General features: G+C 30.4%; 15 protein-coding genes and 1 pseudogene. 11 read left to right on the top strand and 5 right to left on the bottom strand.

What is annotated here, in order from left to right:
* The first annotated feature begins 114 nt into the window (after positions 1-114).
* A complete protein-coding gene (locus VCM48_RS03960) occupies positions 115-1,455 on the top strand; it encodes a retropepsin-like aspartic protease (RefSeq protein ID WP_482271705.1) in 1,341 nt (446 codons plus the stop codon).
* 48 nt (positions 1,456-1,503) lie between these two features.
* On the opposite strand, the gene VCM48_RS03955 is transcribed toward VCM48_RS03960, so the two are convergent.
* Positions 1,504-1,908, bottom strand: coding sequence for a DUF1573 domain-containing protein (locus VCM48_RS03955; RefSeq protein ID WP_482271704.1), 405 nt, complete (start codon positions 1,906-1,908; stop codon positions 1,504-1,506).
* 187 nt (positions 1,909-2,095) lie between these two features.
* Between VCM48_RS03955 and VCM48_RS03950 the strand changes: the two genes are divergently transcribed.
* Positions 2,096-4,735, top strand: a complete 2,640-nt coding sequence (locus tag VCM48_RS03950) for a valine--tRNA ligase (RefSeq protein ID WP_482271703.1) — start codon at positions 2,096-2,098, stop codon at positions 4,733-4,735.
* 73 nt (positions 4,736-4,808) lie between these two features.
* Here the strand turns inward: VCM48_RS03950 and VCM48_RS03945 are convergent, their stop codons facing one another.
* On the bottom strand, positions 4,809-5,537 hold the full coding sequence (locus VCM48_RS03945; protein ID WP_482271702.1) for a head GIN domain-containing protein: 729 nt from the start codon (positions 5,535-5,537) through the stop codon (positions 4,809-4,811).
* A 23-nt stretch (positions 5,538-5,560) separates the two neighbouring features.
* Here VCM48_RS03945 and VCM48_RS03940 point away from each other — a divergent pair, with 23 nt between their 5' ends.
* A complete protein-coding gene (locus VCM48_RS03940; RefSeq protein ID WP_482271701.1) occupies positions 5,561-6,253 on the top strand; it encodes a lysoplasmalogenase family protein in 693 nt (230 codons plus the stop codon).
* Here the strand turns inward: VCM48_RS03940 and VCM48_RS03935 are convergent.
* From VCM48_RS03935 to VCM48_RS03925, 3 genes are read right to left on the bottom strand one after another with little or no spacing between them, the layout of a single operon-like run.
* Positions 6,216-7,286 carry a hypothetical protein gene (locus tag VCM48_RS03935; RefSeq protein ID WP_482271700.1) on the bottom strand — a complete coding sequence of 357 codons (1,071 nt, stop codon included), beginning with the start codon at positions 7,284-7,286 and terminating at the stop codon, positions 6,216-6,218. The two genes, VCM48_RS03940 and VCM48_RS03935, sit on opposite strands and share 38 nt — an antisense overlap.
* The gene (locus tag VCM48_RS03930) at positions 7,273-7,803 is read right to left on the bottom strand and encodes a hypothetical protein (protein WP_482271699.1); all 531 of its coding nucleotides are present in this window, start codon (positions 7,801-7,803) and stop codon (positions 7,273-7,275) included. The genes VCM48_RS03935 and VCM48_RS03930 overlap by 14 nt, the downstream gene beginning before the upstream one ends.
* A complete protein-coding gene (locus tag VCM48_RS03925; RefSeq protein WP_482271698.1) occupies positions 7,793-8,359 on the bottom strand; it encodes an RNA polymerase sigma factor in 567 nt (188 codons plus the stop codon). Before VCM48_RS03925 ends, VCM48_RS03930 begins: the two co-directional genes overlap by 11 nt.
* A gap of 200 nt (positions 8,360-8,559) precedes the next feature.
* Between VCM48_RS03925 and VCM48_RS03920 the strand changes: the two genes are divergently transcribed.
* The 8 genes and pseudogenes from VCM48_RS03920 (at position 8,560) to VCM48_RS03885 (ending at position 19,953) form a co-directional block, all read left to right on the top strand.
* Positions 8,560-9,417 carry a hydroxymethylglutaryl-CoA lyase gene (locus VCM48_RS03920; protein WP_482271697.1) on the top strand — a complete coding sequence of 286 codons (858 nt, stop codon included), beginning with the start codon at positions 8,560-8,562 and terminating at the stop codon, positions 9,415-9,417.
* 6 nt (positions 9,418-9,423) lie between these two features.
* Positions 9,424-10,227, top strand: coding sequence for a hypothetical protein (locus VCM48_RS03915; protein ID WP_274641034.1), 804 nt, complete (start codon positions 9,424-9,426; stop codon positions 10,225-10,227).
* 36 nt (positions 10,228-10,263) lie between these two features.
* Positions 10,264-11,823 (top strand): bifunctional metallophosphatase/5'-nucleotidase, encoded by a 1,560-nt coding sequence (locus VCM48_RS03910; protein ID WP_482271696.1) that lies wholly within the window; start codon positions 10,264-10,266, stop codon positions 11,821-11,823.
* A gap of 136 nt (positions 11,824-11,959) precedes the next feature.
* Positions 11,960-13,159, top strand: a complete 1,200-nt coding sequence (locus VCM48_RS03905) for a DUF4856 domain-containing protein (protein WP_482271695.1) — start codon at positions 11,960-11,962, stop codon at positions 13,157-13,159.
* 98 nt (positions 13,160-13,257) lie between these two features.
* Positions 13,258-14,370 (top strand): imelysin family protein, encoded by a 1,113-nt coding sequence (locus VCM48_RS03900; RefSeq protein WP_482271694.1) that lies wholly within the window; start codon positions 13,258-13,260, stop codon positions 14,368-14,370.
* Between the two features lie 673 nt (positions 14,371-15,043).
* Positions 15,044-15,325 (top strand): annotated as a pseudogene (locus VCM48_RS03895) (thrombospondin type 3 repeat-containing protein); the annotation flags it as partial.
* A gap of 805 nt (positions 15,326-16,130) precedes the next feature.
* Positions 16,131-17,501 carry an HTTM domain-containing protein gene (locus VCM48_RS03890; RefSeq protein WP_482271693.1) on the top strand — a complete coding sequence of 457 codons (1,371 nt, stop codon included), beginning with the start codon at positions 16,131-16,133 and terminating at the stop codon, positions 17,499-17,501.
* Entirely contained in the window at positions 17,491-19,953 is a 2,463-nt protein-coding gene (locus VCM48_RS03885) for a TonB-dependent receptor family protein (RefSeq protein WP_482271692.1), read from the top strand. The genes VCM48_RS03890 and VCM48_RS03885 overlap by 11 nt, the downstream gene beginning before the upstream one ends.
* Positions 19,954-20,100: the final 147 nt, after the last annotated feature.

Below are 20,100 nucleotides of genomic sequence, written 5' to 3'. Positions count from 1 at the left end.
ATTTGAGAGTATTGGAATGTTTATTGGAAAAAAAACGGTTAAAAAAATCATAAAAACCAGAATTTATAAAATGAAGATTGTATCTTTAAGTATATAACCATAAAACAAGTTCTTTTGAATAGATTATTACTATATTTTTTTACGCTTTTTTTTAGCGTATCTGTCTTTACTCAACAAAATTTTCAGTTTTTAGGCAAGGAAACTGATAAACAGTCTTTAAGATTTCAATTAATTAATAATTTAGTAGTTATTCCCTTAGAAATTAATGGGCATCAGTTATCATTTATCTTAGATACTGGTGTAAATAAGACAATCTTATTTAACCTATCTTCTAAAGATAGTGTTGGCTTAAATAATGTAAAAAAGGTGTTTATTAGAGGTTTGGGGAGTGGGGAACCGGTAGAGGCCTTGTTTTCTAGAGGTAATAATTTTAGAATTAAAAACATTGCTAGTTCTAATAAAGGATTATATGTTATTTTAAAAGATGCTTTTGATATTTCTGCTAAAATGGGGACAACTATTCATGGTATTATAGGATATGATTTATTAAAAGACGTTATAGTTAAGATTAACTATATAAATAAACGGATTGACTTTTATAATCCAAAAACATATGATTTGAATATATGTAGTAAATGTGAAAGTTTTCCTTTACAATTTTATAGAAATAAACCATATATAGACGTTAATGTACAGGTAGATACAGTAACTAATAAAATGTTACCAGTAAAACTTTTAATAGATACAGGTGGTAGTGATGCTGTTTGGTTATTTGAAGGAACAAAAAAGGAGCTTAAAACACCTAAGAAGTTTTTTAAAGATATAATAGGGGAAGGGTTTAGTGGTACCATTTATGGTAATCGAAGTAGAGTTCCCAAAATTTCTATAGGGAAGTTTAAAATAGAAGAGCCAACAGTGTCTTTTTTAGATTCTTCATCAACATTTAATGCTAGAAAGTTTAAAGAGAGAAATGGTAGCATTGGTGGAGGAATTTTAAAACGCTTTAAAGTTTGGGTTGATTACCCAAATAAAAGGGTTGTACTTAAAAAGAATGCTTCATTAAAGAAAGGTTTTTATTATAATATGAGTGGTTTACACATAGTGTATGATGGACAAGAATTAATAAAAGAAAAAGCAGCAACTAAATTAGCAGATATCTACAATTCAAATAATCAAACACCAAAAGGGAATGTAATTTCTTTAGTGAGTACATATTTTTATCGTTTTAAGCCTAAGTATAAAATAGATAAAGTAGTAGAAAACTCACCGGCTTTTAAAGCAGGGATTCAAGTAGGTGATGTAATAAAGAGAATTAATGGAAAGGCGGCACATGAATATCATTTAAATGAAATTATAGATATGTTCCATACAAAACCAGGTAAAAAAATAAAGATCGAAGTAGAAAGAGGAGGGGTTAAGCTTAAATTTATGTTTAAACTTGAACAAAGGATATAAAAAAAAGCTCAACTTAAGTTGAGCTTTTTTTATATATAAAGTAAGTTTCTAGCTATCGCTTACTGTACTTTTCTCTTTGGCAGGAGTTGCATCCTTTACAATGAATCCTTTAATTTTAACTCTTTTTCTTTTGTTTTTAGCATTTGAAATAACAGTTAAAGTCTTAGAGAAACCACCTAATCTTTTTGTATCGTAAGAAACTTCAATTTGTCCTTTTTTACCAGGCATAATTGGTTTTTCAGGCTTAGTAGGTACTGTACATCCACAAGGAGATACGATATCCTTAATTATAATAGGAGCTTCACCTACGTTTGTAAATTCAAATACGCGTTTTCCTTCAGACCCATAAGCTATTTTTCCATAGTCAATAGTTTCAGTTTCAAATTTAAATTCTTGAGCGCTTACTGTTAAGGTAATAAAGCAAACAGCGATAAATGATAAAATTGTTCTCATAATGTTAAAAATTAATTTTTTAGGGTATTAACCGCTACAAATTTAGTATTATTTCTTTAAGTTCTAAAAAAACAACCTCTAATTTTCTGTACCTCATAGATAGTTGTATTTTTGCTAATCAATTTTCAAAAACAATGCCAAAGGTTAAAAAATGTTAAATTATTAACCATAAAGATATACATAACATATGAATATTCCATCAAAATATAATTCTAAAGAAGTAGAAGGAAAATGGTACGATTACTGGATGAAGCACAATTACTTTCATTCAGAAGTAGATGAACGCGAACCCTATACAATTGTTATACCGCCACCAAACGTTACAGGAGTATTACATATGGGGCATATGTTAAATAATACAATTCAAGATGTGTTAATTCGTCGTGCTCGTTTACAAGGAAAAAATGCGTGTTGGGTTCCAGGTACTGACCACGCCTCAATTGCTACTGAAGCAAAAGTAGTAGCAAAATTAAAAGAACAAGGTATTGATAAAAATGATTTAACTCGTGAAGAATTTTTAGCACATGCTTGGGAATGGAAAAATGAGTATGGAGGAATCATTTTAGATCAGTTAAAAAAGTTAGGAGCTTCTTGTGATTGGGAACGTACTGCATTTACGATGGATCCTGCATTGTCAGAATCAGTAATTAAGGTATTTGTAGATTTATATAATAAAGGGTTAATTTACCGTGGATATCGTATGGTGAATTGGGATCCTGAAGCTAAGACAACGCTTTCTGATGAAGAGGTAATTTACGAAGAACGTCAAGGTAATTTATATTACTTACAGTACGATATAGTAGGTTCTGATGAAAAAGTAACTATTGCAACTACACGTCCTGAAACTATTTTAGGAGATACAGCTATTTGTATTAATCCAAACGATGAGCGTTTCACACATTTAAAAGGAAAGAAAGCAATTGTACCTTTATGTAATAGAGAAATTCCGATTATAGAGGATGAGTATGTTGATGTTGAGTTTGGTACAGGTTGCTTAAAAGTAACACCTGCGCATGACGAAAATGATAAAACCTTAGGAGATAAGCATAACTTAGAAGTAATCGATATTTTTAATGAAGACGCTACCTTAAATTCTTTTGGATTACATTATGAAGGAAAAGACCGTTTTGTAGTTAGAAAGTTAATTACCAAAGAATTAGAAGAAAAAGGCTTTTTAGTAAAAACAGAAGTCCACACTAATAAAGTTGGAACTTCAGAAAGAACGAAAGCGGTAATTGAACCAAGATTATCGGATCAATGGTTCTTAAAAATGGAAGAGTTGGTAAAGCCAGCTATTGAAGCTGTTTTGGGTGAAGATAGAGAGGTGAAGTTATTCCCAAAAAAGTTTGAAAATACTTATCGTCACTGGATGGAAAACATTCGTGATTGGAATATTTCTCGTCAGTTATGGTGGGGACAACAAATTCCTGCTTTCTATTTTGGAGATGGAAAGGAAGATTTTGTAGTAGCTGAAAATATTGAAGATGCAGTAAAATTAGCTCAAGAAAAAACAGGTAATTCTTCGTTGTCTGCGTCAGATTTAAAACAAGATCCAGATGCATTAGATACATGGTTCTCATCTTGGTTATGGCCAATGTCTGTTTTCGACGGAATCCGCAATCCTGAGAATGAAGAAATCAAGTATTATTATCCAACAAACGATTTAGTTACCGGACCAGATATTTTATTCTTCTGGGTAGCACGTATGATTATTGCTGGATATGAGTACAAAGATGAGCGTCCGTTTGAAAATGTATACCTAACAGGGTTAGTACGTGACAAACAACGTAGAAAAATGAGTAAATCCTTAGGGAACTCACCAGATGCTTTAAAGCTAATTGAAGATTTTGGAGCTGACGGAGTTCGTGTAGGGCTTTTATTAAGTGCATCGGCTGGAAACGATTTATTGTTTGATGAAGATTTATGTCAACAAGGAAAAGGGTTTGCAAATAAAATTTGGAATACCTTCCGTTTGATTAAAGGTTGGGAAATAGATGAAAGTTTAGCGCAACCAGAGACAGCTAAAATAGGATTGGTTTGGTATGAAGCTAAGTTTAATAAAGTGTTGTTAGAAATAGAAGATCACTTTAGTAAGTATCGTTTATCAGATGCATTAATGGCAATTTATAAGTTAATTACAGATGATTTTTCATCATGGTTATTAGAAATTGTAAAGCCAGGATACCAACAACCAATTGATGCAAAAACCTATAAGGCTGTAATAGAAGTATTAGAGAATAACTTAAAAGTATTACATCCATTTATGCCTTTCTTAACAGAAGAGATATGGCAACACATTACTGAAAGAACCCCAGAAGATGCGTTAATTATAGCTAAATATCCGACAGTAGGAGAAACAAACGAAGAGTTGATTACGAATTTTGAGTTTGCTACAGGTGTAGTTTCTGGAATTAGAACGATTAGAAAGAACAAAAATATTTCGTTTAAAGATGCTATAGAGTTATCAGTTGTAAATAACGAAAACTTCACTAAAGAGTTTGATGTAGTAATTCAAAAGTTAACAAATGCTTCAGAAATTAGTTATGTTTCTGATAAAGTTGACGGAGCTGCATCTTTCCGTGTGAAATCAAATGAATATTTTGTTCCAATTTCATTAGATACCATTGATGTAGAAGCAGAAATAACTAAACTAAATGCGGAGTTAAAAAGAGCGGAAGGTTTCTTAACAGGAATCCAAAAGAAGTTATCTAACGAGCGTTTTGTAAGTAATGCACCAGAAAAAGTAATTACTTTAGAACGTAAAAAAGAATCAGATACATTAGCAAAAATTGAAACGATTAAAGCTAGTTTAGCTTCGTTGCAATAAAGAAAGTAAATCTAGATAAATAAAAAATCCGCTGTAAGCTTACAGCGGATTTTTTTATTGTGGTTATTTAATTTTAATTTCTGTCAATAACATCTCCAGAACCTAGAGAGTTACTATCTATTTGTGAAGGTTTTCCTTTATAATATACACTTCCAGAACCTACTATTGTAGCTTTAATTTTTTTACTAACAGTGGCTAACACATCACCAGAACCTGCAATACTAGCTTTTAAAGAGTTAGTTTTTAAATCGTAACCTTTTACATTTCCAGAGCCACCAATAGCACATTTTAAGTTATCAGTTTTTCCTTTAAGCTTAATATTTCCAGAACCACCTATAGATGCTTTAACAGTATTAGCGTCAACACTAGCAACGATATTTCCAGAACCTCCTAAAGCAAAAGAAGTCTCATCAGCTTTTATACGTTTTTTGGCAATTACATTTCCTGACCCTCCTAAAGCAACCGATTTAATATTTTCAAAAGGAACAGTAACTATTAATTTTTTAGTGGTTTTAATATTGGTGTTTTCTTTAAAGTTAATATTTAACTTTCCTTTTTTAACCTCTGTTTCAATATATTTTAAAATATTTTCTTCCCCTTCTAAGGTTATTTTACCTTCAGCTCCATCTATCAAATAAACATCAAAGGAACCTCCAACGTTCACTTTGTCAAAAGAGCTAATCTTTCTAGTTTCTGTAATAACCTTTCCATTACCTTTAACTTTTTTAGAACTCCACCAGCTTTGAGAGTTAACGGTGAATGATAAGAGAATTAAAAGGCTAGTAATAAATTGTTTTTTCATTTTTAGTTATATTTAGCGTTAGTATGATGTCATTTAGTTTTAAAACTTTTAGTATAGCTTACATTGTAGTAAGTGTTTTATCATTATTTTTTATTGATGTTGATAAACCTATTACAGAGCTAATTCTAAAAATATTTTCTTTACAGTTTTTATCTTTTTTGTACTTAAGTTCTTCTCAAAAAATAAATTATTGGTACTTACTTATATTAATGAGTTCTGTTGTATCAGATGCTCTTTTAATTTTTGAGGATGATTTTTTAAAAGGAGGAGTTTTTTTATTGTTACTAAATAGAGTTTTATATTTAATAATAGCCAGAAAAGCTATGTATAAAACAAAACTTAAAACGTTGCTTACCTACCTTGTACCAGGGTTAATACTTTTTTTTATTATTTCGGTTTTATTAAGACCTTATTTAAAAGAACTCTCGTATTCAATTTTTATAATTTGCTTTTTAAATGCTACTATAGTTGGAATAACCTTTTTTAATTTTTTAAATAAAATGAGTAAAGAAAATTTGTTTTTCTTCTTAGGAATCTTTCTAATTATTACAGCTGATTTTTTAATAGCGTATAATAAATATATAGATTATAAGCTTTACTATGTTATCACGTACACTATAGTATATTATATTGCTCGTTACTTAATTTGTATTTCCATGATCGAGAAAAAAAGAGGAATTAATCATTTAATTTTAAAGAAACGCCTCCGTATCTAGACTTTATAGTAATAGTAGAGTTAGAGTTACCTTTACCAAAAGTCCCTTCATAATATTTCTTAGATGACTTACTAATGCTTTTAAACATTTTTACATGGTTATCAGGGTATCCAAATCCAGCGTAGCCTAAGTCAACAATAAAGTTAAAGTTGTTATCACTATTAGTACCAAGTTTAATTCCAGCATAACTACCATCAATAACAATACTTTCAAATCCTTTTTTAATATTTCTAACTCTTACACCACCATAGTCGGTATCAATTTTTAAGTTTTTTCTAAGAGTTCCTATTTTTATACTAGCATAATCAGAATTACCAGTAATATTTGAGGCGTCATCCACAGAAATACTTCCGTAGTCACTATTAAAGTCAACATTGTTTGCTGTACCTATTTTCATGGTAGAATAGTCGGCATTTACTTTTAAGTTTTCTGACTTCATAATAGCTAACTTAGAGTAATCAACACTTAGGTTTCCTGATTTCATAAAATTAATTTCAGAAGTACCACAATAATCTAAGTTAATGTTATTAGTTTCATTTAGTAATTGGTCAATTTGTATTTTACCATAATCACAGTTAATATTGGATTTACCTTCTAGTTTGTCTAATTCAATATTTCCGTACTTATTGTTTAAATCGGCATTATTGGTAACAGGCATTTTAACAAAGTAATTAATCTTGTAGTTTGTGTTATTACTGCCCCACCAAGACCAGCTAGATTTTGTTTTTTCAATAATAGTTCTAGCTTCTACTAAACTGGGAGTAGACTCAAATCGAACATCAATCGCTTTTAATTTACGTTCAACGTTAGACAAATCATTACCTTTTACAGTTATTTTTACATTAATCTCTATCCTGTTTTCGTTCCAAGTAGTCACGTTTACATTACCATATTTATTGTTAATATATAAGGTAGCGTTTTTGTTAACAGCAAAAGTTTTACGTATGTTTTTGCTTTTTTCGTGTTTTTTATCATTAGCTACTAAAAGAGTAGGAATGAATAGTAGTAGGAAAAATAATTTATATAATTTCATCTTCTAATATTTCTATTTTAGCGGGGTTTTGTTGTAATTCTAATCGTAAAAGAAGTTTTTCTAACACATCTAATCTTTGTTGATAATTTTGTATCATTTCTCTGATAATTTGATGCTTATTTTCTCTTTTAGATAATTCTTTTACAAGGGTTTTATACTGGTCCTCTAGTTCTTCAATTTCGTTTAAAGAATCTTCAATAACCGTTTCAGTTTCTAAATTTCTATATTGTTCAACCTCTTTTAACTCTTGATTTATAGTTGTTACAAAAAAGTTTTGAGCTTCAGCCATTTTAGGTGAAATATCAGCTAAATCGTAGGTGTTCTTTTGCTGATAACTACCTAGATAAAAACCTAAAACTAATACCACAGATGCTGCAATACTCATCCAAAAATAAGATGATTTTTTAGATCTTTTCGGTGTTTCTAGTTTTCGTTGAAAGCGATTTAAATGCCCTTGATGAGGCTCAAAAACATCAAAGTCATTTTCTTTGAAAAATTGATGCAGTTTATCCTCCATATACTTCTGTTTTATTAGTATTACTTGCTAATACTTGTTTTAACTTCTTTTTTGCTCTAGATACCGTTGTACGTACATTTTCATTAGTATAATTTAGTATTTGAGCGATTTCTTCATAATCATAGCCTTCAATTAGGTTTAAAGTCAATACAATTCTGTAATTATCCTTTAAGCTTTGTAAACAGTTTATAACTCTTTTAACTTCTAGTGAGCTATAATCTATCTCTATATCTTCAACTTCATAGCTAGGAATCACGTCCATCCTTACTTCATCATATCGAGTAACTTTTTTTAACTGGGTTAAACTTTTATTAATTACAATTCTTTTTAACCACGCACCAAAAGTAACTTCACCTTTAAAAGTATCTAATTTCGAAAAAGCAGTTAAAAATGCTTCTTGAATTAAATCTTCTGCTTCGAACTCGTCTTTTAATATACGATACGATGTGTTATACATAGCTTTGTAATAGCCCTGATATACCTGCATTTGAGCAGAGTTATCGTTCTTTTTACAGCGTTCGATTAGTTGGTTGATATGTGTTTGTTGCGACTCCAATGAAATCATTCTATACTAGAGACAATTTAACTTTTAAATTGTGACAGTTTACATCAATAAAAATAAATATTTTTCATAATTCAATCTTTTATTTATTGTATTTTACTGATAATTAAATGGTTGTGTGTTTGTTTTTTTGTTAAAGTTGAGTGAGCAATGCTAAGTAAAAAAAATGAATCAAAATATGTATATTTGACACAATGGTTAACAGTGTTAAAATTATTGAATGTCCAAGGGATGCAATGCAAGGAATTAAAAGCCATTTTATTCCCACAGAGACGAAGGCTAAATACATCAATTCACTGTTAAAAGTGGGATTTGATACGATTGATTTTGGAAGTTTTGTGTCACCAAAGGCAATTCCGCAAATGAGAGATACAGCTGAAGTTTTATCGAAGTTAGATTTATCTACTACTACAAGTAAACTTTTAGCAATTGTAGCAAATGTGCGAGGAGCAAATGATGCTTCACAGTTTGAAGAAATTGATTATTTAGGATATCCTTTTTCGATATCAGAAAACTTTCAAATGCGTAATACGCACAAAACAATAGATCAATCTATAGATACTTTAAGAGAGGTATTAGCAATAGCAAACCGAACAAATAAAGAGGTAGTAGCTTATTTATCAATGGGGTTTGGAAACCCTTATGGAGACCCTTGGAGTGTTGAAATAGTAGGAGAATGGACAGAAAAACTTTCGTCGTTTGGTGTTAAAATCTTATCTTTGTCAGACACAATTGGGAGCTCAACACCTGAAGATATAGACTACTTGTTTTCAAACTTAATACCTAGTTATCCTCAAATAGAATTTGGAGCTCATTTACATACAACACCAACTAAATGGCATGAAAAAGTTGACAGTGCTTTTAAAGCAGGTTGCCGACGTTTTGATGGAGCTATTAAAGGTTATGGAGGTTGTCCAATGGCTAAAGATGAGTTAACAGGTAATATGCCAACTGAAAAGTTATTGTCTTATTTTACAACAAATAAAGTAGCAACTAATATTAAACCAATGAGTTTTGAAAGTGCTTATAACAAAGCACTAGAAGTTTTTTAAAAGATTATGAAACTAAATATTATTTTTCTTTTTTTCTTTTTCTCAGTTTTTTCACAATCTACAGATAGTGAAAGAATAGGGGTATGGGATGTGAAAGGTAGTAAAGTGATTAAAAATCAAACAGTAAGTGATGATTTAGCTGCTTATTATTGGGGAGAATTTAACAGGATATTCCCAAAAGAACTCACTCAGAAATATATAAAACGTATCGTTTTAATGACGGATGGGGTAGATGAAAAAACGGGTGCTTTAGTTGCATTGAGTTCAAAAAACGATAAATGGCAGTTAGAAATAGACATTAGAGATGTTAATTTTGAAACTAAAGATAAAAGAAGGTTACACGAGTCAGTATATACTTTAGTACATGAGTTTGGGCACTTACTAACACTAAATAGAACTCAGATAAGACCAACAGATAAGAGGCAACAAGAAGAAGGAGAGTTATATTTAACTCTTGAAGGAGAAGCCTATAAAAACAGTTATATAAATAGGTTTGTTAACATATTTTGGAAAGGAGCATTATTAAATCGTTGGGATGTTATTCAAAGAAAATATTGTTATACAGAAGCAAACTGTGTAGAAAAACTGTATGATTTATATTTAAATAATAGAACAGAGTTTCTTACAGATTACGCAGCTGAAAGTCCAGAAGAAGATATTGTTGAAAGCTGGACAGCCTTTGTGTTAAGACCTAAGATTAAAAAACCTAGAACTATAGCACATAAAAAAATAAACTTTTTTTATCAATTTCCAGAATTGGTAGAGTATAGAAAAATGATAAGACAAAACACTCGTCAATATCTTCATTAGAATTCGTAAATTTGGTTTTCTTATAAAAAAAGCCAAATGAAGCAATTTAAAACCCTATTACTACTTTTAATAACTTACACTTTAGTTAGTTGTGGTTCTCCTCAAAAGAAAATAAATACAACTACATCAGAGACAACGTATCAGTTTAAAAAAGATAATGATAAAATCTATTTTACATTACTGCAATTAAACGATGTGTATGAAATTGCCCCAATTCAAGGAGGAATGTATGGAGGAATGGCAAGAGTAGAAACAGTTCACAAACAACTTTTAAAAGAAGATAAAAACACCATGCTAGTATTAGCAGGAGATTTTTTATCACCTTCTTTACTAGGAACAATGAAGTATAATGGTGAGCGAGTAAGAGGGAAACAAATGGTAGAAGTAATGAATACTATGAACTTTGACCTTGTTGCATTTGGAAACCACGAATTCGATTTAAGTTTTACACATTTACAAGATCGTTTGAATGAGAGTAAGTTTGATTGGATATCAGCCAATGTATTGCATAATGTTGATGGTAAACATTCTTATTTTCATAAAATCGTTGATGGTAAAAAAGAAACGTTAAAAGATTCTTTCATTAAAGAATTTAAGAATTCAGATGGAACTACTTTAAAAGTAGGGTTTATAAGTGTTTGTATTCCATCAAACCCCAAAAGTTACGTGTATTATGGAGATATGTATAAAGAAATAAAACGTTCTTATAACGAAATAAAAGATAAAGTTGACATCGTACTAGGGTTAACTCATGCATCACTTACACAGGATAAAGAAATAGCAAAACTTTTACCAAATGTGCCATTAATTATGGGAGGGCACGAACACACAAATAGTTACACAAAAGTAGGAGAGGTTACAATTACAAAAGCAGATGCTAACGCAAAAACAGCCTATATTCATAGGTTTGAATATAACCCAAAAACCAAAAAAGTTAACTTTAAATCTGAGTTAAAAGAAATTAATAAATCAATCCCTTTTGATGGGAATGTAAAAGAAGTTGTAGATAAATGGCAAGCAGTCTTAGAAGATAAAATTCAAGAAGTAGTATCGAATCCTTATGAAGTAATATACAAGGCAGCTGAACCTTTAGATGCAAGAGAAAGTACAATTAGAGTTGTACAAACCAATATGGGTAAAATTATTGCAGAATCAATGAGCTTAGCTTATAATAATGAAGTAGACTGTGCTTTGGTAAATGGAGGATCTGTACGAATAGATGATAAATTATCAGGAAATATAAATGCTGTTGATATTTTTAGAGTATTACCATATGGAGGAGAGATTTTAAAAGTTGAAATTAAAGGAAGCTTATTAAAGAAGGTGTTAGATTTTGGTGTAGAATCTTCAGGAACAGGAGCCTATTTACAAAGATTTAATGCTAATAAACATAATGGGGAATGGATACTTAAGAATGGTAAACTTCAAGAAAACCAAACTTATACAGTTGCTTTTTCAGATTATTTATTAAGAGGACTTGATATTCCGATGCTTTCAAGTAAAAGTAAAGGGGTTTTAAGTATTTATACGCCAAAAAAAGAAGAAGTAGCATATGATATACGTAAAGCAGTTGTTAATTTCCTTAAGCTAAAATAGTTTTAAAGTCTTGTTTATTAGTGATATAATTAGAAGTGTTAAAATTTATTTAAAATAAGTCTTAATAAGATTTGTGAGGTTGGATTTCTTATATAAATTTGCCAAATAAAATTAATTAAAACTTAATCTAAATAAGATGAAAAGAGTAATCCTTTCTATGATAGCTGTATCAGCTTTAGTGTTTACTTCTTGTTCGAGTGATGACGAGCCAGTAAATTCAGTAAAAGCACCAGCAACTTACAAGTTTGAAAGAAATAATGAATCCTCAGTAAGTTTTTCAGGTCAAACGACTCGAATTAAAATGGCTACTGAGTTAATTACTGAACTTAAAAACCCAGTAAAAACAGAAGCAGATTTAGATAAGATGTTTGCACATGCTGAAGGAGATGCAGACTTTACCGATGCAACATTAAACGCTTCAGGTAAAAATGTACGTAGTAAAACAGCAGCTTCAACCGATTTCTTTTCTGCAAATACAACAGAAGCTAATGCAATTAAAGCTCAATTTGATGCTTGGATAAAAGAGCAAGTAGATGATGTATTTCCAAACTGGGATGTTGACGCGGTAGCAGGAACAGCAGGTAAACTTCAACAAAATGGAGGAGGTTCTATTAGATACATAAACGGAAAAGGAGTTGAGCTGAATCAAATTTTTGCAAAATCATTAATCGGAGGTTTAATGGTTGATCAAATGTTAAACAACTACTTAGGTACAGCTGTATTAGATGCAGGAAATAATATTACTAACAACGATAATGATGTTGTTGAGGAAGGAAAAAGTTATACAACAATGGAGCATAAGTGGGATGAGGCTTACGGTTACTTATATGGTAACGAAGCTAACCCAGCTGAACCAGTATTAGAAGCTGATAAGTTTTTAAACGAATATTTATCAAAAGTAAATGGTGACGCTGATTTTGCTGGTATAGCAGATGATATTTACAATGCATTTAAGTTAGGAAGAGCAGCTATTGTTGCTAAAAATTATGATGTTCGTAATGAGCAAGCAGAAATTATTCGTGAAAAAATTTCAAATGTAATTGCAATTAGAGGAGTATATTACTTACAACAAGGTAAAAATTTATGGGCGACCGATAAGGCAGCAGCATTTCATGCTATTTCAGAAGGTTTAGGATTTGTTTACAGTTTACAATTTACTCGTAAAAATAATGCTACAGAAGCATACTTTACCAAAACAGAAGTAGAAGGTTTATTAGAAGACTTATTAGGAACAGGAAATGGTTTATGGGAAGATACTACACCAACAACATTAGATACTGTTTCTGAAACTATCGCTGCTAAATTTAACTTCACCGTAACAGAAGCAGGGAGCTAACAAGCAAATAATTTAAGAATTCTTATAAAAAGTAGTTATGATTTCATAGCTACTTTTTATATTTGCAAAAGTTTTATTTAGAATAAATAGAAATAAAAATGATTAAAAAGTTTTTACCTTTCCTATTACTTGCAGTTGTAGTTTATGCTTGTAGTTCAGATAGTTCAGATAATCCAACACCATCAGATGGCTTTGATAGAGGAGCAATGCTAACACATTTAGCAGATAATGTAATTATACCTTCTTTTGAAGCATTTGATAGCCAGTTAACTACGTTAGAAACAAAAGCAACTTCTTTTACAGATGCTCCTAATGCAACAACTTTAGCAGAAGTACGTACCGCTTGGTTAAATGCTTACAAAGCATGGCAACACGTGGAAATGTTTAATATAGGTAAGGCAGAAGAATTAGGTTTCGTAAACTTTTTTAATATTTATCCGCTTACGGTTCTAGATGTAGAAAGTAATATAAGTAACGGAACATACGATTTAAATAGTTCTAACAACCATGACGCACAAGGTTTTCCAGCGTTAGATTATTTATTGTACGGTGTAGCAGCAAATGATACTGCTATTTTAGAAAAATACACAACGGATGCAAATGCCGCTAATTACAAAAAGTATATAACTGATGTGATTGCTCAAATGACTGGATTAACAACTACAATTCTTAACGATTGGAAAGGAAGTTATAAGAATGAGTTTGTAGGTGCAACAGGAAATACAGTGACTTCTTCTGTAAATAAAATGGTAAATGATTATGTTCAACACTATGAAAAATCAATTAGGACTAATAAGGTCGGAATACCAACAGGAACTTTTTCAAGTGGAACTACCTTTCCTGAAAAAGTAGAAGCATATTACAGTAAAACATTTTCAAAAGAGTTAGCTTTAGAAGCATTGAATGCTTCACAAAATTTCTTTAATGGAAAACATTTCACAAGTAATATAACAGGAGTTTCATTTAAAAGTTATTTAGAGTATTTAGATAGAAATGATTTATCAGTAGCTATAATCAATCAATTCAATAGTGTTAGAACTCAAATTAATACTTTAAATGATAGTTTTTCAGATCAAATTATTACTGATAATACAGCTATGACAAAAACGTATGATGAACTACAGAAAAACGTTATATTACTAAAAACAGATATGATGCAAGCATTTAATATTAGTATTGATGCTGGTTATGTAGATAATGATGGAGATTAAAAGCTATGAATATTAATATAAGAACATAAATCCAATGAAAAAAATGAAAATGAAAAAAAAATACTATTTAACTTTTTTAATAGCCATATTTACGCTATTTGTACAATCTCAAACGACTACACAAAAATGTGCCAATTTTAGAGGATCGGGAGACCATTTTTGGTATGGATATAATAATGACTATGAATATTATGATGAATACGCTGTTCCAAAATACTTGTTCTATTCTCATATTTATATGGAAACACCTATCAGTAAAGGAAATAATAATGGAATTCCCATTATAGCAAAAAGTCATATAGAGAAAGTTAGATTTAAGATGTGGTTTAGTGATGTTTACCCAACTAATCTTTTAAATGGTTTTGGGGTTAATATGTATCCAAGTACTATAAAAAATTTTGATAGTTCAACTAGTTATATTGAGCTTACATATAATAATCTAAATATAAGTAATAGCTTTTCTGATGTAAGTATGTATTTAGGGGGGCAAGAAAACTTTCCTTCTAACCCCGTGTTTGAAAAAATACGATTTACTTTCTATATTTATGTTAAAAGTGAATACGCTAGCTTATATCCAGGAGGGACTTCTAATAGAGTATATCAAATGCATTCAGGAGATCAGCTAAGTACTAATGGAACATATTATTATGAGAGAAGCTACAGAAAATTAGTAGATGAAGACGGTGATGGTATACTTAATGACAAAGATAATTGTCCAACAACATACAACTCTGATCAGAAAGATACAGACGGAGATGGAAGAGGAGATGTTTGTGATAATTGTCCAAGCATAGCTTCAACTCATGAAATGATAGATACGGATGGAGATGGAAAAGGAAATGGTTGTGATGATGATGATGACAATGATGGAGTTTTAGATGGAAAAGATAATTGTCCTACAACTTATAATCCAGATCAGAAAGATACAGATGGAGATGGTAAAGGAGATGTTTGTGATACAGTAAATAATAATGAATTACCAAATTTAAAACCAACAAGGTTAGTGTTAACTGTAGGAGGTAGTACTTATGATACTAATGCAGCTAGTAATAATATACCAATATTGAAAAAGGGTAAAAGTCACACTTTTAAATTTACTATAGCTAATATTGATAAAGGAGTGGCTAAGAATGTAACTTACAGACTATTTGTATCTAAAAGCTCTACAGCATATCCTAATACGACTTCAATTCCAGCTTATCAGTTTAGAGGAAATGATGTTTTAGTAGGTGATATTTATGGTAATTCTCAGAAAACACATACATTCTCTGAATATATTTTTGATTGGATATCTAGCTTAAAATTAGAGGAAAATAAGGTTTATTATATGTTTGTTCATGTAGATTACAAAAAACAAATTACAGAAAGTAAAGAAAGTGATAATATTAGCATTATACAGTTTAAGTGGGATGATGGAAAATCAGGGAGATATTTATATTTAAACTTAGGAAATGGGCAAGTAATAGATGTCCCATTATTTACTGAAGTTAATAATGAACTTAAAAGTTCTCTAAATTCTTTAGAAGACCCAATAAAATTAGAAAGTAATTTAAAAATATATGATATTAATAATACTTATCGCCCAATTGTAGACATAAATACTTACCCTAATCAAGAGATAGACTTATCATATTTACAAACAGGTAAGATTTATGTAATTCATCTAAATGGGAGGTATGTGAAAAAATTTGTAAAAAGCGATTTGGTTATGCAACCTACTTCTGTTGATTTAAACAGGTAAAAAAGAAAAACTTAATACAGTGTGGAACTATACTAAATCAATTTTAAATAAAAAAACGAAAGCAGCCCCTTTGGCTGTTTTTCGTGTTTTTTTTGGGGTTATGATGCTTTTTGGTATCCTACGATTTTGGTATCATGGCTGGATAGAAAAACTATATTTACAACCTACATTTCACTTTTCATATTACGGTTTTGAATGGGTAAAACCTATTGGAAATTATACATATTTACTATTTATAATTAGTGGTTTATCAGCAGCATTGGTGGCTTTAGGATTTAAATATAGATTGGCTATTATAACATTCTTTCTAAGCTTTACCTATATAGAGTTAATGGATAAAACAACCTATTTAAACCATTACTACTTTATAAGCATACTAAGTTTTTTGCTAATCTTTTTACCCGCAAATGCTCGCTTTTCTTTAGATGCTTACCTAAGAAAAAGAGAATATACAAATGTGCCAAAATGGACAATAGATAGTGTAAAATTGCTTTTAGGAATTGTATACTTTTATGCAGGTTTAGCAAAATTAAATTCCGATTGGTTATTTAGAGCACAACCACTAAAAATATGGTTACCATCAAAATACGATTTACCTTTTATTGGGAATAATTTAATGCAACAAGAATGGTTTCACTACACAATGAGTTGGAGTGGAGCTTTGTATGATTTATCAATTCCCTTTTTATTATTGTATAAAAGAACACGTTTGTTAGCTTTCGGATTGGTTGTGTTTTTTCATGTATTTACTAGGGTTTTATTTCCTATAGGCATGTTTCCTTTTATAATGATTGTTGCGACACTTATTTTTTTCGATGCTTCTTTGCACGAGAAAATTATTCAATATATAAAACGAGTGTTCTCAATTTCATCAGAAACAGTTCAACAAGTTAAAGAATATACATATCCAAAACTTAAAAAGAAAGTCATCTTATCAATCTTAGGAACTCTTTTTATACTTCAAATTCTATTGCCATGGCGTTACTTATTGTATCCAGGAGAATTATTCTGGACAGAAGAAGGTTTTCGTTTTTCGTGGCGAGTTATGTTAATGGAGAAAGCAGGTTATGCAAACTTTAAAATTGTTGAAGGGGAAACAGGGAAGTTTTTTTATGTAAACAATACTGATTTTTTAACCTCTTTTCAAGAAAAGCAAATGAGTTTTCAGCCTGATTTTATTTTAGAATACGCCCATTATTTAGGAGATCACTTTAAAAAAGACGGTCATAAAAATATAGAAGTCTACGTGGAGAGTTTTGTAGCATTAAACGGACGATTAAGTCAACCATATATAAACCCTAACATAGATTTATATAAACAAAAAGAAAGCTTTAAACATAAAGATTGGATATTACCTTTTACTGATAAAATTAAAATTTATGGACTATAAACATATGTTCAAACACACACAATTAGCTCAGAATATAGTAAAGCTAATATGTGTATTATTCTTTACTGCCTCAACTTTTGCTCAAAACAAAGTTTCAGGAGTGGTAACTTCTGAAATGCATACGAAGTTGCAAAATGTAAAAGTATATGATAAAACGGGTAGATTGTTAGCAGAGACTAACAGTAAAGGATTTTATCAATTTTCAACAGAAAAAGAACAATTAGAATTGTTATTTTATGTTGAAGAATACCAATTAAAAGAGCTTAAAATTACAGTTGTAAAAGACGTTGTATTAAACGTTCAATTAAACTCTTTTTCAGAGGAGTTATCAGAAATACAAATCAAAACACAACGAAGAAAAGTATTTGAGTTAAAACGCTTAAAAGATGTAGAAGAAACAGCTATTTTTGCCGGAAAAAAGACCGAAGTTGTTTTAGTAAATCAATCTACAGCAGCATTAGCTTCTAATAACGCACGTCAGTTATACAGTCAAGTAGCAGGATTAAATATTTTTCAGAATGATGATGCAGGTTTACAGTTAAATATTGGTGGTAGAGGATTAGATCCAAACAGAACCTCTAATTTTAATACACGTCAAAACGGATACGATATTAGTGCAGATGTGTTAGGGTACCCAGAAAGTTATTATACACCACCGGCAGAAGCATTGAATGAAATTCAAATTGTAAGAGGAGCAGCTTCGTTACAATATGGAACTCAGTTTGGAGGGCTAGTAAACTTTATAATGAAGAAACCGAACCCTAACAAACCATTAGAAATCATTACAAGAAATACTTTAGGAAGTAATAATTTATTTACCAACTTTACAAGTGTGGGAGGAACCAAAGGTAAATTTAGCTATTACGGATATTACAATTACAAGCAAGGAGATGGTTTCCGTTCGAATTCAGAATTCGATTCAAAAAATGCCTTTGCACATTTAGGATATGAGATCTCAGACAGAACAAAGCTAGAAGCAGAAATTACATATTTGAAATATGTAGCTCAACAAGCAGGTGGATTAACTGATGCAATGTTTGTAGAAAACCCTTTTCAGAGTAATAGAGAACGTAATTGGTTTCAAGTAGATTGGTTTTTGTACAATCTTAAGTTAGCACATCGTTTTTCAGATAAAACAAATTTCACATTTAATTTCTTTGGTTTAAATGCTTCTAGAGATGCCGTAGGGTATAGAACTAATAGAGTTAGTGATGAAGATCCTGGTAGAGAAAGACAAGTTATAAAGGGAGATTTTAATAACTTCGGATTTGAAGCTAGGTTATTATCAGAATATAAGTTATTCAATAAAAAAGCTACTTTTTTAATAGGAAGTAAGTTTTACAAAGCAAATAATACATCAGCACAAGGTCCAGGGTCAGAATTATCAGATGCTGACTTTAAAATTTATTCAGAAGAGTATCCAAACTATCCAAGACAATCAAACAGTACATTTCCTAATTTAAATATCGCATTGTTTGGAGAAAATATTTTCTATTTAAATGATCAATGGTCAATAACTCCAGGTTTTCGTTTAGAACATATAAAAACCGAAAGAGAAGAATCCATAACAGATATTACCACAGATGCAGCAGGGAATGTTATCAATAGAAATGAAAGAGACGAGGAAGAAACAAAAGAACGTACTTTTTTATTATTAGGAGTAGGAACTAGTTATAAGCTTAATACCTCAATAGAATTTTACGGGAATGTTTCACAAAACTATCGTTCAGTAACCTTTGCAGATATCAGTACTGCAAACCCTGCTTTTGCAATAGCAGAAGATATTACAGACGAAAAAGGGTTTACAGCCGATATAGGAGTAAGAGGAGATTTTAACAAAGTAGCATCATATGATGTAAGTGTTTTTGGACTTTTTTACAATGACAGAATAGGTATTTATACAAGACCAGACGGTAAACCAGAAAGAGACAACATTGGAGATGCAAGGATTCTTGGTATAGAGAGTCTTTTTGATTTGAATCTAAAAAAGATGTTAGATATAAATAGTGATTATAACTTTAATTACTTCGTAAATACATCATATACAAACTCAGAGTATACCTCTTCAATAGCAAATGGAATTGTAGGTAATAAAGTAGAATTTGTGCCAGAATTTAACTTTAAAACTGGTGTTAAGTTTGGATATAAAAACTTATTATCAAGCTTACAATATACTTACCTAACACAACAATTTTCTGATGCATCGAATGCTGTTATAGCAGATTCAAATTCTAGTATAGCTAAAATAAGTGGAGTAGTAGGAGAAATTCCTGCTTATGGTGTACTAGACTTCTCAGCTTCTTACAAATACAAAATTTTCAAGTTAGAAGCAGGAGTAAATAATTTGTTAGACGAAAAATACTTTACACGTAGAGCAACAGGATACCCTGGACCAGGTATTATACCATCCGCTCCGAGAAACTGGTATGTAACATTACAGATCAAAATTTAAAATAAAGGGAGAAGCTTCGGTTTCTCCCTTTTTTAATCGGTAGAAATAAGAGAAGTTTTGTTAAAGATAATTTTCTCTATAACTGCTATAAATTATTAACAAACTATTTTTTCTTTTCTTTTTATAATTGTAATTTTAGCCAAATAA

It is taken from the genome of Tenacibaculum sp. DPLXC6, from assembly GCF_056815515.1.
This window is presented reverse-complemented; position numbering and strand designations above follow the sequence as displayed.

Bases quoted from the DNA above. Each gene is read 5' to 3' on its own strand.
- VCM48_RS03955 (WP_482271704.1), bottom strand. From the start codon at position 1,908: ATGAGAACAATTTTATCATTTATCGCTGTTTGCTTTATTACCTTAACA.
- VCM48_RS03950 (WP_482271703.1), top strand. From the start codon at position 2,096: ATGAATATTCCATCAAAATATAATTCTAAAGAAGTAGAAGGAAAATGG.
- VCM48_RS03945 (WP_482271702.1), bottom strand. From the start codon at position 5,537: ATGAAAAAACAATTTATTACTAGCCTTTTAATTCTCTTATCATTCACC.
- VCM48_RS03940 (WP_482271701.1), top strand. From the start codon at position 5,561: ATGATGTCATTTAGTTTTAAAACTTTTAGTATAGCTTACATTGTAGTA.
- VCM48_RS03935 (WP_482271700.1), bottom strand. From the start codon at position 7,286: ATGAAATTATATAAATTATTTTTCCTACTACTATTCATTCCTACTCTT.
- VCM48_RS03930 (WP_482271699.1), bottom strand. From the start codon at position 7,803: ATGGAGGATAAACTGCATCAATTTTTCAAAGAAAATGACTTTGATGTT.
- VCM48_RS03920 (WP_482271697.1), top strand. From the start codon at position 8,560: ATGGTTAACAGTGTTAAAATTATTGAATGTCCAAGGGATGCAATGCAA.
- VCM48_RS03915 (WP_274641034.1), top strand. From the start codon at position 9,424: ATGAAACTAAATATTATTTTTCTTTTTTTCTTTTTCTCAGTTTTTTCA.
- VCM48_RS03910 (WP_482271696.1), top strand. From the start codon at position 10,264: ATGAAGCAATTTAAAACCCTATTACTACTTTTAATAACTTACACTTTA.
- VCM48_RS03905 (WP_482271695.1), top strand. From the start codon at position 11,960: ATGAAAAGAGTAATCCTTTCTATGATAGCTGTATCAGCTTTAGTGTTT.
- VCM48_RS03900 (WP_482271694.1), top strand. From the start codon at position 13,258: ATGATTAAAAAGTTTTTACCTTTCCTATTACTTGCAGTTGTAGTTTAT.
- VCM48_RS03885 (WP_482271692.1), top strand. From the start codon at position 17,491: ATGGACTATAAACATATGTTCAAACACACACAATTAGCTCAGAATATA.